Source organism: Vibrio vulnificus NBRC 15645 = ATCC 27562, from assembly GCF_002224265.1.
Taxonomy (GTDB): domain Bacteria; phylum Pseudomonadota; class Gammaproteobacteria; order Enterobacterales; family Vibrionaceae; genus Vibrio; species Vibrio vulnificus.
The window spans coordinates 1,779,433-1,794,851 of record NZ_CP012881.1 but is presented as its reverse complement, the minus strand read 5'-3'; the positions used below and the strand labels follow the sequence as shown (position 1 = coordinate 1,794,851).

Annotated in this window: 12 protein-coding genes; 2 read left to right on the top strand and 10 right to left on the bottom strand. The window is 48.2% G+C overall.

Annotated features, from left to right (window positions below; genetic code table 11):
• The first annotated feature begins 104 nt into the window (after positions 1-104).
• Both AOT11_RS08355 and crp read left to right on the top strand, forming a co-directional pair.
• Positions 105-974: a phosphoribulokinase gene (locus tag AOT11_RS08355; RefSeq protein ID WP_011079298.1), complete on the top strand. Its 870-nt coding sequence runs from the start codon at positions 105-107 to the stop codon at positions 972-974.
• Positions 975-1,216: 242 nt separating this feature from the next.
• Positions 1,217-1,849 (top strand): cAMP-activated global transcriptional regulator CRP, encoded by a 633-nt coding sequence (crp, locus tag AOT11_RS08350; RefSeq protein WP_011079297.1) that lies wholly within the window; start codon positions 1,217-1,219, stop codon positions 1,847-1,849.
• A gap of 124 nt (positions 1,850-1,973) precedes the next feature.
• Here crp and AOT11_RS08345 read toward each other — a convergent pair whose 3' ends face one another.
• The 10 genes from AOT11_RS08345 to rlmB all read right to left on the bottom strand — a co-directional run bounded on the left by AOT11_RS08345 (position 1,974) and on the right by rlmB (position 15,393).
• Positions 1,974-2,765, bottom strand: coding sequence for a DUF1338 domain-containing protein (locus AOT11_RS08345; RefSeq protein ID WP_039450021.1), 792 nt, complete (start codon positions 2,763-2,765; stop codon positions 1,974-1,976).
• 211 nt (positions 2,766-2,976) lie between these two features.
• Complete coding sequence (gene astD, locus AOT11_RS08340) at positions 2,977-4,434, bottom strand: succinylglutamate-semialdehyde dehydrogenase (protein WP_061778598.1); 1,458 nt, start codon at positions 4,432-4,434, stop codon at positions 2,977-2,979.
• A 17-nt stretch (positions 4,435-4,451) separates the two neighbouring features.
• The gene (gene astA, locus AOT11_RS08335) at positions 4,452-5,471 is read right to left on the bottom strand and encodes an arginine N-succinyltransferase (RefSeq protein ID WP_038939565.1); all 1,020 of its coding nucleotides are present in this window, start codon (positions 5,469-5,471) and stop codon (positions 4,452-4,454) included.
• Between the two features lie 236 nt (positions 5,472-5,707).
• On the bottom strand, positions 5,708-6,919 hold the full coding sequence (locus tag AOT11_RS08330; RefSeq protein ID WP_011151317.1) for an aspartate aminotransferase family protein: 1,212 nt from the start codon (positions 6,917-6,919) through the stop codon (positions 5,708-5,710).
• Positions 6,920-7,269: 350 nt separating this feature from the next.
• Entirely contained in the window at positions 7,270-7,848 is a 579-nt protein-coding gene (locus tag AOT11_RS08325; protein WP_039541996.1) for an aminodeoxychorismate/anthranilate synthase component II, read from the bottom strand.
• 142 nt (positions 7,849-7,990) lie between these two features.
• Entirely contained in the window at positions 7,991-11,131 is a 3,141-nt protein-coding gene (locus AOT11_RS08320; protein WP_061778599.1) for an ExeM/NucH family extracellular endonuclease, read from the bottom strand.
• Positions 11,132-11,154: 23 nt separating this feature from the next.
• Positions 11,155-12,246 carry a porin gene (locus AOT11_RS08315; RefSeq protein WP_061778600.1) on the bottom strand — a complete coding sequence of 364 codons (1,092 nt, stop codon included), beginning with the start codon at positions 12,244-12,246 and terminating at the stop codon, positions 11,155-11,157.
• Positions 12,247-12,716: 470 nt separating this feature from the next.
• Complete coding sequence (gene trpS / locus AOT11_RS08310; RefSeq protein WP_011151320.1) at positions 12,717-13,733, bottom strand: tryptophan--tRNA ligase; 1,017 nt, start codon at positions 13,731-13,733, stop codon at positions 12,717-12,719.
• A 135-nt stretch (positions 13,734-13,868) separates the two neighbouring features.
• Entirely contained in the window at positions 13,869-14,555 is a 687-nt protein-coding gene (locus tag AOT11_RS08305) for a phosphoglycolate phosphatase (RefSeq protein ID WP_038964240.1), read from the bottom strand.
• A 94-nt stretch (positions 14,556-14,649) separates the two neighbouring features.
• On the bottom strand, positions 14,650-15,393 hold the full coding sequence (rlmB, locus tag AOT11_RS08300) for a 23S rRNA (guanosine(2251)-2'-O)-methyltransferase RlmB (protein WP_061778601.1): 744 nt from the start codon (positions 15,391-15,393) through the stop codon (positions 14,650-14,652).
• Positions 15,394-15,419 lie beyond the last annotated feature (26 nt).

Here is a 15,419-nt window from a genome sequence, read left to right as displayed (position 1 = left end):
ATCCCATGACAAGCAAAGTGAACGTGCTATAGTGGGACAAACGATTGCTCCGCGGGAGGCCGATTCCCGCTCAACAGGTAAGTTTGAATACGACAAGGTCTGTCATGTCTGCAAAACACCCAATAATAGCCGTCACGGGTTCATCCGGTGCCGGCACCACCACCACCTCCGAAGCTTTCCGCAAGATGTTCAATATGATGAGCATCAAGCCCGCATGGGTCGAAGGGGATAGCTTCCACCGTTTTACGCGCCCAGAGATGGACGTCGAAATTCGTAAGGCAAAAGAACAAGGCCGTCATATCAGCTATTTTGGCCCTCAAGCCAACGATTTCCCAGCTCTAGGCGAATTTTTCCGCCAATACGGTAAATCTGGCACTGGTGAAGTGCGCCGCTATCTGCACACTTTTGACGAAGCGGTACCCTACAACCAAATGCCCGGCACTTTTACCCCATGGCAAAAGCTACCCGAAAATACCGATGTGCTGTTTTATGAAGGGCTGCACGGTGGCGTCGTGGATGGCGAAGTGAATGTCGCGCAACACGTCGATTTCTTGATAGGCATGGTGCCGATCGTCAACTTAGAGTGGATACAGAAATACGTGCGAGATACCCGAGATCGCGGTCATTCACGCGAGGCCGTGATGGATTCGATTGTGCGCTCAATGGACGACTATCTGAATTACATCACACCGCAATTTTCTCGTACTCACATCAACTTTCAGCGAGTCCCAACGGTCGACACCTCCAATCCGCTCAACGCCAAAGGTATCCCAAGCCTTGATGAAAGCTTTGTGGTGATTCGTCTTAGAGGAATCAAAAACGTTGATTTTCCATACCTACTGGCGATGATCGATGGCTCGTTCATGTCACGCCACAACACCCTTGTGGTGCCGGGAGGAAAAATGAGTTTTGCTATGGAATTGATTGTGCAGCCTATCCTGCAACAATTGATTGAAACGGGCAAAATTGGATAAAAACCCAGCGCAGAGAGCGATTACTTTTCATACCGTGATCATGTGCACAGTTTTGCTTAAAAAATCCGATACTCGGCACGATTAAAATCAAGAAATCGTTTTCGAAAAAGGATACTATTTCAAACCGAAACACAAGATAGCTTGCAGCCTTAGTTAACAGCTCTTATTCTAGGAAGCCAAGATTAAGGCTTCGCTAAAATATGGATAGCGGCAAGCGTACCCTGCAGAGGAAGTGAGATATTATGGTTCTAGGTAAACCTCAAACCGATCCAACACTAGAGTGGTTTCTTTCACACTGTCATATTCATAAGTACCCATCAAAAAGCACGCTAATTCATGCGGGCGAAAAAGCAGAAACGCTTTACTACATCGTAAAAGGTTCTGTTGCGGTACTGATTAAGGATGAAGAAGGTAAAGAAATGATCCTTTCTTACCTAAATCAAGGTGACTTTATTGGTGAACTAGGCCTGTTTGAAGAAGGCCAAGAGCGTACCGCTTGGGTTCGCGCAAAATCTCCTTGTGAAGTCGCGGAAATCTCATTCAAGAAATTCCGTCAGCTAATTCAGGTAAACCCTGACATCCTGATGCGTCTATCTGCTCAGATGGCAAGCCGTCTGCAAGTGACCAGCCAAAAAGTGGGTGACTTGGCATTCCTAGACGTAACTGGTCGTATCGCTCAGACGCTATTGAATCTTGCTAAACAACCAGATGCGATGACACACCCAGATGGCATGCAGATCAAGATCACTCGTCAAGAAATCGGTCAAATCGTTGGCTGTTCTCGTGAGACAGTAGGTCGTATCTTGAAGATGCTCGAAGAGCAAAACCTGATTTCTGCACACGGCAAGACTATCGTTGTTTACGGTACTCGTTAATTTCCATTAGCGATGAACAGTTTCAAAAGCCACTCATGGCAACATGAGTGGCTTTTTTGTGTCACAGAGACGGCAATTGAGAGCCGTGAGCGACTCTGTTAACCGCTTCTGTTAACCAGTCCTATTAACCATTAGTGCTTTCGAAAATCTTATCGGCAGAAGCTTCTACAAACCCTGGGTAAAGCTCACCGTTGTCCATCGGGTAACGCTTGGCGAACTCGTAGAAACCACCAGGAACGATTTCACTGCCCTCGCTAAAGTGCACCGCCACTTTGTCGGCCATGGTCGAGGATTGCTCGAGCAACACCTCTGGCGAGCCTTTGACTTCACCACCCACTTCATTAATGACAAAACCTGCGTTGCGTAAGTGATCATTCACGCCTTTAACCGAGTCCAACGCCTTGAGCTGATTAACACTGACGGTAAAGTGATTGGCACCATAGCCATGAGCCGCCAACCAAGACGCGTATTCACTTTCTTGTGCTAGGGTTTGGTAATCAGCAAACGACAGCTCCCATAAGCGGCCACCGTGTAAAAATGCACAGTCCTCTAGGCGAGAGGCGTCGACTTGCGCCACCAATTTTTCGACGATGGCTTGCAACGCCTCCGAGCATTCATCCACTTTGAGCGCGCTGATAAACACTTTAGGTTGGGTAGGGTCGGGATGCTCAAAGTGCTTGGCAATCAACTTTTTGCTCTTAAACAGGTAATCACCACACGCCACATAGCCAAGGTCTAGAAATGGCTTAGCTAGCGTCTCAATACCCAGCGGAGCAACATTAAATGTGCGCAAAGCGATGTGGTCGTTAATCAATGGCTCGTCTTCTTCAAGCAGTTGATGAACTTTTGCAGCGGAAGGACACAAACGTTGAATATAGTCATTCCATAGCGATTGAAAGAGAACAGCTGGCGTCATAACGCCTCCTTGTTGTTGTAGATTCACGTTGTCAGTTATAGCGTAAATGGAAAAATGGCGATGGCGGTTGCAGTCCAGAGTACAACCGACATCGCCATCAACCTGTGACGGCGATGACCGAGGTGTAAAAACCTCACTTATCACTGGGCAACAGTGACTCAGGCTCGATCCCACTGCGCCCTTGGGCGACTAACGCACCCTTATTATTATTTTACAGTTCGACGCCTGGGCTTAACGTTGCAGGGAGTAATGTCTCCTCCCCTTCCATCGAAGCCATTGGATAGGCACAGTAATCCGCGGCGTAATACGCACTGGGGCGCAAGTTGCCCGACGCACCAGGGCCACCAAACGGTGCATCACCGCTCGCACCCGTTAGCTGACGGTTACGATTGACGATGCCAGCACGAATATGGTCAACGAAGTATTGCCACTCACCATCATCGGTTGACACCAAACCGGCCGATAAACCAAAGCGGGTATCATTGGCGAGCTCAACCGCTTGCTCTAGTGTTTGATAACGTACCACTTGCAGCAATGGGCCAAAATATTCTTCATCGGGCAACTCGGCAATGTTGGTGACATCGATAATACCCGGCGTGACAAATGCCGCCGTACCCGCTTTGGCTTCAATCAAGCTCTCTCCACCAAGCGATTGCAGGTTGGCTTGCGCCGCCAAAATGAAGTTTGCAGCAGCCATCGAAATCTGTGGTCCCATGAAAGGAGCGGGTTCTGCAAATGGCTGATCAACGCGCAACTTCTTGGTCGCTTCGACCAAGCGGGTGATCAGTGCATCGCCTTTCTCACCCAATGGGATGTAGAGACGACGCGCACAGGTACAGCGCTGTCCTGCACTGATAAAGGCCGATTGGATAATGGTGTAGACGGTGGCATCAAGATCGCCATAGTGATCGGTGATCACCATAGGGTTATTGCCCCCCATTTCAAGTGCCAGCATCTTGCCCGGCTGACCGGCAAACTGGCGATGCAATAAGTGGCCTGTGTTGGCGCTTCCCGTAAACAGCAAGCCATCGATGCCTTTCGAGTCTGCCAATGCAATGCCCGTTTCCTTGCCACCTTGTACAAGGTTGATCACCCCTTGCGGCAACCCAGCTGCTTGCCATAGCTTCATCGCAAGCTCACCCGTCCACGGGGTTTGCTCGGAAGGTTTGAACACCACCGTGTTCCCTGCCAGTAGTGCAGGCACAATGTGGCCATTAGGTAAGTGACCTGGGAAGTTATACGGGCCAAAAACCGCCATCACGCCAAGCGGGCGGTGACGCAAAACAATCTGATTGCCTGCCGCTTCTTTTTGCGACTCGCCAGTACGCTCATGGTATGCACGAATCGAAATGGCAATTTTACCCGCCATTGCCGCCGCTTCAGTGCGCGTTTCCCAAAGGGGCTTGCCGGTTTCTTTGGCGATCACTTGGGCGATCTCTTCACTGTTCTCTTTCACTTGCTCAGCAAACGCCAACACCACTGCTTCTCGTTCGGCAACGGACAATTTTTTCCAACCAACAAACGCTTGGCGCGCAGCTTTGACCGCCATCTCTACTTGTTCAGCCGTGGCTCCCTTGCCTCGCCAAACAACCTGATTGTCATACGGGGAGAGAGAGGTAAACTCTTCACCTAAACCTTCGACCCATTCACCTGCAATCCACTGTGTCATCATCTCTTCCTTTCTGTTTACTGCGGCAACATGCGTACGTAGTGACCATCTTCAACGTTCAACGCTTCGGCGACGGCTGGAGATAAAATCACGCTTGATGTTGCAGGGTCATACGCTGCTTTGGCGGCAGTCGCACGAAAATCCTCAAATGAAGTATTGGCAATTAAGAACGCTTTTGAGCTCGAATGCTCACTGATTCGCACTTTCGCACGCACGGAATGGCGCACCGATTCAATATTGCGTAAATCGCATTCCACCGTTGGACCACCATCGAAAATGTCGACGTAACCACGGTTGGTAAACCCCTCTCTTTCCAGCAACTTCAGCGCAGGTCTTGTGTTGTCATGCACTTGACCAATCACCGCTTGCGCCTCTGGGCTCAGCAGGTTGATGTAGATCGGCAGCTTTGGCATCAAGTCGGCAATAAAACCTTTCTTACCGATGCCCGTGAGGTAATCCGCCATGGTGAAATCGATTGAGAAAAAGTGCTCTTGCAGCCACTGCCAAAATGGCGAGTTGCCTTGCGCATCAGAAACACCGCGCATTTCGGCAAAAATGGTTTGAGAGAAACGGTGCGGATGCTCTGCCATCATCAGAAAACGGCACTTAGACATCAGACGACCGTTCAAGCCTTGACGAAACTTCTCACGCAAAAATAGGGTACAAATTTCGCTACAACCGGTGTAGTTATTGCCAAAGGTCAGCAGTTTCACCACATTGTTGACGCCTAATTTCGGCGATGAGTGAACAATCTTGCTGATGTGATACGAGTAAAACGGCACATCCCAGCCAATTGAGGCTTCGATACCCGTGGTTCCTGCAACCTCGCCAGTTTCACTGTCAAAACCGACCATCAGATAGCCTTCGTCTCCCGGCTCGGTCACATTGGCCTTGGCAAAACTGTATTCAGAATGGGTAATTCGATTAGTTAACAATTCTTCGTTAACCGGTAGTGAAGTAAATCCATGCCCTGACTCAACCGCACAGGTGTGCAAAGATTCATAGTCCGACATTGCAATAGGGCGAACAACTAGCATCAATATTCCCTCCAGATGCACAAACCCAAACGAATTAACGTTGCAGGTAGGCAGTAAATGACTTTATCTCCATCAGCATAGATAGACTTTGCGATTGGGAGTAACAAATACAGCCAACATGCCTGCAGCTTCAATTAGGAAGAGTATAGAAGGCCCTAGGTTCTAAGCCTTAGAGCCTAGGAAAGGCATCGAACATCCACCCGTGTCCATGGGTGAATGTTCGGCATAAGCAGCGCTTAGACTAGAGAAGCGATCGCTTTGTCTAGCTTCGCGAAACCTTCTTCAATTTCTTGTTTAGTAATGACGAGTGAAGGGGTAAAACGCACCACGTTTGCGCCAGCCACCAACACTAATAAACCTTCTTTGCCTGCCGCTACCAGCACATCACGAGCACGGCCTTGCCATTGCTCATTCAATGCGGCACCAAGCAATAATCCCTTACCACGGATTTCAGCGAAGATTTGGTATTTCTCATTCAGTTTAGCTAATCCTTCGCGGAACCACTGTTCACGCTCTTTCACGCCTTGTAGCGTTTCCGGTTTAGACACTTCTGTGACCACCGCTTCTGCCACTGCACAAGCTAATGGGTTACCGCCATAGGTTGAACCATGCGTGCCCACTTTTAGGTGTTCAGCCAGTTTCGCCGTGGTGAGCATAGCGCCGATAGGGAAACCACCACCAAGCGATTTTGCCGTGCTGAGAATATCGGGCGTTACGCCCAGACCTTGGTAAGCATAGAACTCACCCGTACGACCATTACCCGTTTGCACTTCATCAAATACCAGCAGCGCATTGTGTTTGTCACACAGTTCACGCACGGCTTGAATGAATTCCGCTGTTGGTGGAATGATGCCGCCTTCGCCTTGTAGCGGTTCCATCATGACCGCACAGGTACGGTCTGAAATGTGCGCTTGCAGCGCTTCAATATCGTTGTAAGGAAGGTGAGTAACGTCGCCAGGTTTCGGGCCAAAACCATCCGAATACGCCGCCTGACCACCCACTGTCACGGTGAAGAAAGTACGTCCGTGGAAACCTTGTTTAAACGCGATGATTTCTGATTTTTCTGGGCCATAAACGTCTGCGGCATAACGGCGCGCCAGTTTCAGAGCTGCTTCATTGGCTTCCGCGCCTGAGTTGGCAAAAAACACACGTTCAGCAAAGCTCACTTCGGTCAGTTTTTTGGCCAAACGCAACGCTGGCTCATTGGTCATCACATTACTCAAGTGCCAAAGCTTACCCGCTTGCTCTGTCAGTGCGTTCACCATCACTGGGTGACAATGACCTAAACAGCTCACCGCAATACCACCAGCAAAGTCGATATACTCGTTACCGTTTTGGTCCCAAATTCGAGAACCCTGCCCTTTAACTGGAATCATCTCCATTGGGTTGTAACAAGGCACCATCACCTCATCGAACAATCCACGCTCTACTTTCATTTCCACTGTCATTACACATTCCCTCTCGATACCGCAGCAGATAGCGAATTACACCGACTTTCACTGTTCGGCAAATATTGTCTTGCATTTACGCTGATGCGGCATTGTATTTACAATTAATTAACGATTTCAATAGTGATTTATTCTTTTTGGTTCGGGGTGTAAATCCTGTCAGTCACTATTAATGACTATTTATGCATCAAGTTGGTAAATTATTGAAGCACTTTTTTAAAAAGTGCAGAAGCTTGCTGATGTGGTAAGAAAAATGAAAACAGAATACAGAACGGTGCGAATAGTTTTTCACTCATCGCAAAAGCAAAAAAAGATGAAGAAAATGTTAAGAAAGGTGATCGCGATCAGGATTAGCGCGCGAGAAAGTTCGCCAGCAACTGATGCCCTTGCTCGGTTTTGATCGACTCTGGGTGGAATTGAACCGCATCAATCGCCAGTGTTTTGTGCTGATAACCCATGATTTCGTCCATGCTGCCATCGGCATGGGTTGTCCATGCGGTGAGCTCAAAACACTCCGGTAGCGAGCCATTCTCCACCACGAGTGAGTGGTAACGCGTCACGGTCAGCGGATTATTTAACCCTTTGAAGACGCTTTGACCATTGTGCGTAATGGGCGAGGTTTTTCCGTGCATCACTTGTCTGGCTCGTACTACTTTCGCGCCAAATACTTGCGCGATCGCTTGGTGGCCTAAGCATACCCCCAGTATTGGCAGTTTACCGGCAAAGTGTTCAATCGCCGCCAGCGAAATCCCCGCTTCGTTTGGCGTACAAGGCCCAGGAGAGATCACCAGATGTGTGGGGTTCAGTTGTGCGATACCCGCCAGATCAATCTCATCATTACGTACCACTTGCACCTGTGCGCCCAGTTCACAAAAGTACTGGTAAAGGTTGTAAGTAAACGAATCGTAATTATCGATGATCAATAGCATTGGAAAACAACAACTCACTCAAAGATGAACGGACAGATAAGGGCGGTATTTTGCAGCACCAGTCGCGAAAGGCAAGCCTTTTGACCGATAGAACAAAAATAAGGCCAGCAAATTGCTGGCCTTAAGGGTTTACACTTTATGCTTATAGCGAACGGCGGCGACGTAAGAAGCCAAAACCGAACAGTGATAGCAGCGCACCGAAGCCGAATGCACCACCTGAACCATCATAGGCAGGTACAACTGGTTTGACGTTGCTTGAATCACGCTTCGCAACAGTGACAGTCATCGATTTGCTTTCTACCACCGTTTCCTCTGCCGCTGCGCGAGTTGCTGCTGAGCGAAGCACACGCATAGTCATGGTGTATTCGCCCTTTGGCAAACCAGCCACATCGAAGCGTAGTGTCTGAGCACCATCTTTACCGACGGTTTCACGCAGAGGAACCACACCTTGTGGCGCTGGCGAAATGGTGAGCACAGCCACATCGCCTTGCTTCACGCTTTCTGATACAGGGAAGTAAACGTCAGCACGATCACTCTTAGTACCAATCACCACTTGGCTTTCACCCGCTTCACCGTACTTATAACCAATGGTCACAAGCGCTGAATCGTGGTCTGAAGAGCGGAACGCATCATCTTTGTAGAATGGGTTCGCTTCATTCGAATCACCGCCTTTGTACTTGTTCGAATAGTCAAACAGCGTTGATTCTGGCGCATTGATGTGCCAATCGACGGCGTCCACAAGACGTGATTTCAACGATGAGGTGATCAACAGGTGATCCAATGAGCCCACTTCGTCATTGTAAGAGTAGCTCCAAGAGGTCTCACCTGCTGGCGTCTTGTAGTCAACGGCATTGATAAAACCAAAAGTTTGAGTAATCACAGGACCTTGTTCACCGTTGAACTGCCACTTGTTACCCACTTTGATGTAATCCGCCGCTTTTAGTGCTTTTTTCGTCGGGTTACTCGTTAGCACCAACATTGGATCTTCATGTGCGTAAGAGTTCATGTCGCCGAGAACGATCTGGTCACCACCAATCTTCGCCATTTCCTGACCTAGATGGTAAGTCGAAGCCACACGGAAGTTTTCACACGAGCCTTGCGCATCATCATCGACCGCTTTGGTACCAACGTAATCATCCCAACAGGTTGAGCCTTTTGATTTCAAGTGGTTCACTGAAACGGTTAGCTGTTTACCTGTATTGAGCACGCGGAAGGTCGCGGCAACGGTGTTACGCTGATAGTTTTTACCGCTTTCAGCCAACTCACCTTTGCCATCTACTACTGGTTTGCCGTCTGCATCGACGATCATTGGTGCGTCCTGCCAAGGCATTGGGATCACTTTACCGGCGATCACTGACACTTTCGATGGGCGGTAAATGATGCCCGTGGTGATCGCATCCGATCCGACCGTGTCAAATTGATCCAGCACTTGGTCGCCGTTTTTATCGAAACCGACAAAGACGTAACGGTTGTGGATCGACTCACGCGCAAAACGATCTTTGTAGTTTTCTTTGTAGTACTTCGCGTTGATCGCTTCAAGCAGTTCACGAATCGCAGAGAAATCACCAAAGCCGTTGTTTTCCACTTCCATCAAGCCAACGATGTCCGCATCCAAGCCGTAGATCGCTTCAACGATTTTCGCTTGTTGGCGCTCAAACTCTTGCTGAGACTCTGCACCTCGGTTGTCACCAAACTGGTTGTCATGACCACCGTATGGCGAGTTGAAGTAGTTCAACACGTTTTGCGTCGCGACTTTGATGGTAAAGCCATCATCCCCGTACGACTCTTTAATCACTGGCGACGATGTGCGTGGTGTGTTGTGAACAAAATTCGCTTTCGTCACATTCGCCGTTGGGATCAAACGGAACTCATTGTAAGAGTAGTGAAGTACCCCAGTCATGCCTACAACGGAATCGTTAATACGGATGTAGTTGTTGTGTGGGTCGCTTGCAAACTCTGGGTAGTAAGGGATTTTACCATCAGCTGGTTTTTCATCCGATTCCACCACAATGCGGTAATCTTTGTTTTGCGCGGTTTGCGCCTTCGCTGCATCACTGCCCGCGACATGGTCTTGGTTTGGCTGCGGGTTTGGACGCTTATAAGCAATGACCATATTGTTGCGCTTCGCACTGTAGTCAAAGCTGAACGTACGTGATACACGCATATCCTGGTTGCCTTCAGCAGCATCCATATCTTCCACCAGCACAACAGGCATCGCTTCAAGACGCTCTAACGTTGAACGGAATGTTTCATTATCGCTATCGATACGCTCCAGTTTTACCGGTGTCACTTCAACTGGTGTGCTGTTTTTAACTTCCCAGATATTGCCTGTTGGCAGCAGCGTGGTCATACCGTAGTCTTCATTGACCTTAGCGCGCACACAAATCTGCTGGCCGATCATATCTTTACTCACCGCGCCCGATGTTTTCACAAAAATACCGTCCGATGTTTTCACGTTGCCATCGGCGTTGTCATCGTACAGATAAAAACCTTTAACCAACGAAGTGGCTACAGCACTGACCACACCCGTGACAAGATATTCCTCTTTTGAAGTAAAGCCCGATTCAATCAAAGGAGAGGAGTAAGCTTCGCCTTGCACTTCGCCGATGGTTTTGTAGCTAACTGTGCCCTCAGCATCAGTACAAGGAAGATTTGCTGGAGGAGGAGGAAGTGGCTCATCGTTCACATCCGTTGGATGCCCTAAACCACCAAAGGCATTGATACTCAGTTTCTCCCACTCCGCCTCTTGGTAAGTCGTAGATGGTTTAGATCCTGACTTACGGCGCATGGTTTGATCAGCCCAGATCTTGTCGCCACTATGCCCATAGTTACCAAAAATATCTTTAACGCCAGAAGCATCGGAGCCAACACCTAGCCAAACCGCATCATCACCATTAAAATTCATTGCTGAATGCTGAACTTGATCGTAAGTACCAGCGACAACAAGAGCATCCTTACCACCGAGGCGCTCTACGTACTGGCGAAGCTCTGTACTTGAATCACCATTAACAACCACGATACTTTTTCCTGGTGCTAAAGTGATGCCTTCAAGTACATTCTGACCTTTTGAATTCTTGATAACATTTTTATAAGACGAATAATACAGTGATAGCGTGCCATCAAAAGTGTGATTGCTTGTACCAATATTACTGATTTCTACCGCTTTGTTACTCGCTGAACCTTCAACATACTCAGTGATGATGATGTGGTTGATATCTGCCAGCGCTGCGCCACTTAATACGCCACTAATCGCCCCAGCAAGCAAAGTCATTTTTTTGTTCATTTCCCTAAATCCTCTTTGAACGATTAGAAGTACACTCGTGCGTACGCGTACGCATCTTGGGCAGCTTCACCCGTGTTGATTTCCAGCGCTATCACACTTGACTTGGTAGGTTTGTAGTTCACACCCAAGGTGCCCCAAACTCGCTCTTTGCCCCAGCTATTCTCTTTGCCATCCCAAACATCGCTGCTGTCATCCCACTTCTCGTACTGTTCGAAGTTGTACGATGCGGTGAACTCCCACTGCGGGTTAAAGATGTACTTGGCTGAAACCAACGCACCTTTGTTTTCTTCTGTTTGGAAATCATTGTAAATCTGTTGTTTTTCACCCGTTTGAGGGTCAACCGAAGTCAGATGATTCTCTTGAGCAACGTCTTCTTTCTCAAGGAAGGCGTTAAAGCCTAAATGGATCGCCTCTGTTACCGCAAAGCGCGCACCAAAACCAAGCAGCTGCTGTTCACCGTATTTCGACTTACCATCAGAGCCACCACGGCCTTCTAGACCAACAACCGCAGAGAAGCGCTCACCAAAGTAACCCAAGTAACCATTAACGATATCGCCTAGCTCAGAGCCCGATGACGATTTACCACCGTAGGTGTAAGACGCACCCACTTTGATGTCCGAGAAGAAACGACCTTCGTATTTGATGGTCACATCTTGGTCACCCGCTTCACCAGTTTCTACCGTGGTATCAAACGTGAAGTCACCCCATTTGTCGTAGTCGTCAAAGGCGGTATCGGTTAAGCCCACTTCGATGTATTGGTTAAAATCGTTGCTTTCCAGCAAGTCATAGCCGAGGAACAATTTATCGATGCTCAGGACTAAATCACCCGATCCGTATTGCCAGTTTTCGCGCTCATAATCCAACTCTAAGCGATAGTGCATTCGGCCATTCTTGCCACGCACACCCATGGTTGCGAACGAGTCATCAATGTAGCTTTTCTCGTCGGTGTAAAACTCACCATACTCAAAGTTCGCACCAATGTGGCCACCCACACCCACCTCACCATACAGCTTGAGATAGTCTCCATTCTCATTTTCGTAGATGGTGGCGGCTTGCGCTGCGGACGCCATCAATAGCGAGGAGATCGCCATTGCCACTGCATTTCGTTTCAACATTGCTATTTCCTTGTATCTCGATATCCAATTTGGGAATTTGTTTGTATCGGTTAAACAGGGCTCTGTTATTTCAGTGATTGGCCAACGAAATAGATATCGGTCAAATTTTGGGCGCACAAAGCCAGTCACCTTATCTGAAGGCGACAACGGTTGGGGTTTAACCAGCACATTAATAAACTAGAGTAATGTCTCTATTTGGTGAAAAAAGAAAAGTAAGATGCAGTCTAAATGCGAAATGTTTCACAATTATAAAACTATTAATATGGGCTGATTTATATTTTCAACAGATAAAAGAATCAATATAAATAATATGAAATAAATTTAAATAAATTAGAGCTAGAACTCAGTTGTAACTATTGAGATGTGATATGAAATACAACTTATATTAGCAATATATAAATTAGTGAATTTATAATAATAAAAAAGGTCGCCTAATGGCGACCTTAAAATAGTCAAAAAATATGTCCGAATTAAGGGCGACCAACAAAGCCAACCACTTCGTATACTTTCTTTAGCGTTTCCGCTGCGCGTGCTGAAGCTTTGTCTGCCCCTTGGCGCATCACTTCGTTCATGTAGCCACGGTCTTCACGAATACGGTGATATTCAGCTTGAATTGGTTCAAGCATCGCCACCAATGCTTCACCGACATCCTTCTTGAATGGACCATACATTTCTACGCCTTGGTACTTGGCTTCAATCTCTTCAAAGCTCATGCCCGTCGCCGCAGAGTACAGTCCCATCAGGTTGGAAATGCCCGCTTTATTATCCCAATCGTGCGCAATGCGTGGCGGCGTTTCGGTATCAGTTTGCGCTTTGTTGATCTTTTTGATGATCGATTTCGGGTCTTCAAGCAGAGTGATGACGTTCTTACGGTTATCATCCGATTTCGACATCTTTTTCGTCGCATCCTGTAGGCTCATAACACGAGCGTTAACCGTTGGAATGTACGGCTCAGGAATGGTGAAAATTGGGTTTTCTGGCGAATAGATGTTGTTGAAACGGGTCGCGATATCGCGTGCCAGTTCCAAGTGCTGCTTCTGATCGCTGCCCACGGGTACTTGGTGTGCACCGTAAAGGAGGATGTCTGCCGCCATCAACACTGGGTAACCAAACAAACCAACGTTAACATCGTTGGCGTAACGGGCTGATTTGTCTTTGAACTGAGTCATACGGCTCAATTCACCCATTTGGGTATAACAGTTAAGAAGCCAACCAAGTTGAGCATGCTCTGGTACATGTGACTGAACAAATAGCGTGCTCTTCTTCGGATCAACACCAACAGCGAGACAAATGGCCAATGCATCGAGGGTCGCTTCATGCAGCGCTTTTGGATCTTGACGAACCGTAATCGCATGAAGGTCTACCACACAGTATTGGCAATCATAGTCGTCTTGCATCTGTTGCCATTGACGTAGAGCACCCAAGTAGTTACCGATACTTAGTTCACCTGACGGTTGAACACCACTCAATACGATGGGTTTGCTCATGGGGATGATTCCTTTGACTTCTTAATCTAAATAAATGAAAAACCGTGCAGACTCAGCGCACGGTTTTCTCAGTGTACTCATTAACGAGTATTTTTCTAGTGGTTTTCACCGCATTGAGCGGAGACGAATCGCACTTCAAGCAGAAACGAGCACCACATCAAGCAATTGCGCTAAGCTATCGGCAACGAAATCCGGCTTAGAGGCGGAAATGGGTTCGCCATGGTTGTAGCCATAGGTTAAACCAAACGAGGCACAACCCGCGTTTTGGGCTGCCAGAATGTCATTCTTAGAGTCGCCCACCATCAACATCTCGGTTGGCTGAATCTGGTGTTTTTCCATTAGCCAATTGAGTGCGATTGGGTTGGGTTTCTTCTCTGGGAATGAATCACCACCAAGCACATCGACAAAGTAGTCGGCAATGCCGTGCTGCTGCAACACATCCGGTACAAACTTGCTGGGTTTGTTGGTCACCAACGCTAAGGTGAAGCCCGCTTGGTGCAGCGCTTTCAGCGTTTCTTTCACCGTTGGATAGAGGTGGCTAAGCTTATGGCCAGTTTGCTGATAGAAATCATCAAACAGCTCACGCGCCTCAGTTCTCAACTCATCACTCAACTCTGGGTTGATGGTTAAGCTTTGGCTCAGAGCACGACCAATCAGGATATCGGCGCCATTACCGACGTAATCGCGAACTTGCAGCTCGGTTACCCCCGGAAAGCCGACCGCACGTGTTGCTTGATCCGCCGCTACGGCCAAATCTGGCACACTGTCTAACAAGGTGCCATCAAGGTCGAAGGCGATTAATTTTATCTCTTGTTGAGTCATCACTACTTGGCTCACTAAACTTGGCTCACTAAAAACAAAGGATGGTCATTGCCATCCTTGTGTTCAATTTCATCCTCTCACTATACCGAAGTGGTTATTGTGATGCCAGTCTCTGACGCACCGCTTCAAACAAACAGATGCCTGAGGCCACGGAAACATTAAGGCTAGAAACCGCTCCTGCCATTGGGATTTTGATCAGGTCATCACAGGTTTCACGGGTTAAACGGCGCATGCCATCCCCTTCTGCGCCCATCACTATGGCCAAAGAGCCCGTCAGCTTCGCTTGGTAGATATCGTGCGTTGCTTCACCCGCCGTACCCACAATCCAAATACCTTGCTCTTGCAGATGACGCATGGTGCGCGCCAAGTTGGTCACACGCACCAAAGGCACCGTTTCTGCTGCGCCACACGCCACTTTACTGACGGTCGCGGTCATCGGTGCTGACTTGTCTTTCGGTACAATTACCGCCGCCACACCCGCGGCATCGGCATTACGCAAACATGCGCCAAGGTTGTGTGGGTCGGTTACACCATCCAGAATCAACAACAGTGGCGAAGTGTGCTTGGCCAAGATGTCATCCAGATCGTTTTCATTCAGCTGCTTAGCCGGTTTTACCCGTGCAATGATGCCCTGATGGTTTGCGCCGTGCGCTTTGTCATCTAGGGTTTTTCGTGTCATCTGTTGCAGTGACACGCCCACCATTTGCAGTTCATTGAGGATCGGCATCAGTCTGTCATCCTGACGCCCTTTTAGCACATAGGCTTCAATAAAACGCTCTGGCTCTTTGTCCAGAACGGCTCTTACAGCATGGATGCCGTAAATAAATTCATTACTCATGGGTTAACCTGTTTACTCGTAGAAGA

Bases quoted from the DNA above. Each gene is read 5' to 3' on its own strand.
- AOT11_RS08305 (WP_038964240.1), bottom strand. From the start codon at position 14,555: ATGACTCAACAAGAGATAAAATTAATCGCCTTCGACCTTGATGGCACC.
- AOT11_RS08325 (WP_039541996.1), bottom strand. From the start codon at position 7,848: ATGCTATTGATCATCGATAATTACGATTCGTTTACTTACAACCTTTAC.
- AOT11_RS08345 (WP_039450021.1), bottom strand. From the start codon at position 2,765: ATGACGCCAGCTGTTCTCTTTCAATCGCTATGGAATGACTATATTCAA.
- crp (WP_011079297.1), top strand. From the start codon at position 1,217: ATGGTTCTAGGTAAACCTCAAACCGATCCAACACTAGAGTGGTTTCTT.
- astA (WP_038939565.1), bottom strand. From the start codon at position 5,471: ATGCTAGTTGTTCGCCCTATTGCAATGTCGGACTATGAATCTTTGCAC.
- rlmB (WP_061778601.1), bottom strand. From the start codon at position 15,393: ATGAGTAATGAATTTATTTACGGCATCCATGCTGTAAGAGCCGTTCTG.
- AOT11_RS08330 (WP_011151317.1), bottom strand. From the start codon at position 6,919: ATGACAGTGGAAATGAAAGTAGAGCGTGGATTGTTCGATGAGGTGATG.
- astD (WP_061778598.1), bottom strand. From the start codon at position 4,434: ATGACACAGTGGATTGCAGGTGAATGGGTCGAAGGTTTAGGTGAAGAG.
- AOT11_RS08355 (WP_011079298.1), top strand. From the start codon at position 105: ATGTCTGCAAAACACCCAATAATAGCCGTCACGGGTTCATCCGGTGCC.
- AOT11_RS08315 (WP_061778600.1), bottom strand. From the start codon at position 12,246: ATGTTGAAACGAAATGCAGTGGCAATGGCGATCTCCTCGCTATTGATG.
- trpS (WP_011151320.1), bottom strand. From the start codon at position 13,733: ATGAGCAAACCCATCGTATTGAGTGGTGTTCAACCGTCAGGTGAACTA.
- AOT11_RS08320 (WP_061778599.1), bottom strand. From the start codon at position 11,131: ATGAACAAAAAAATGACTTTGCTTGCTGGGGCGATTAGTGGCGTATTA.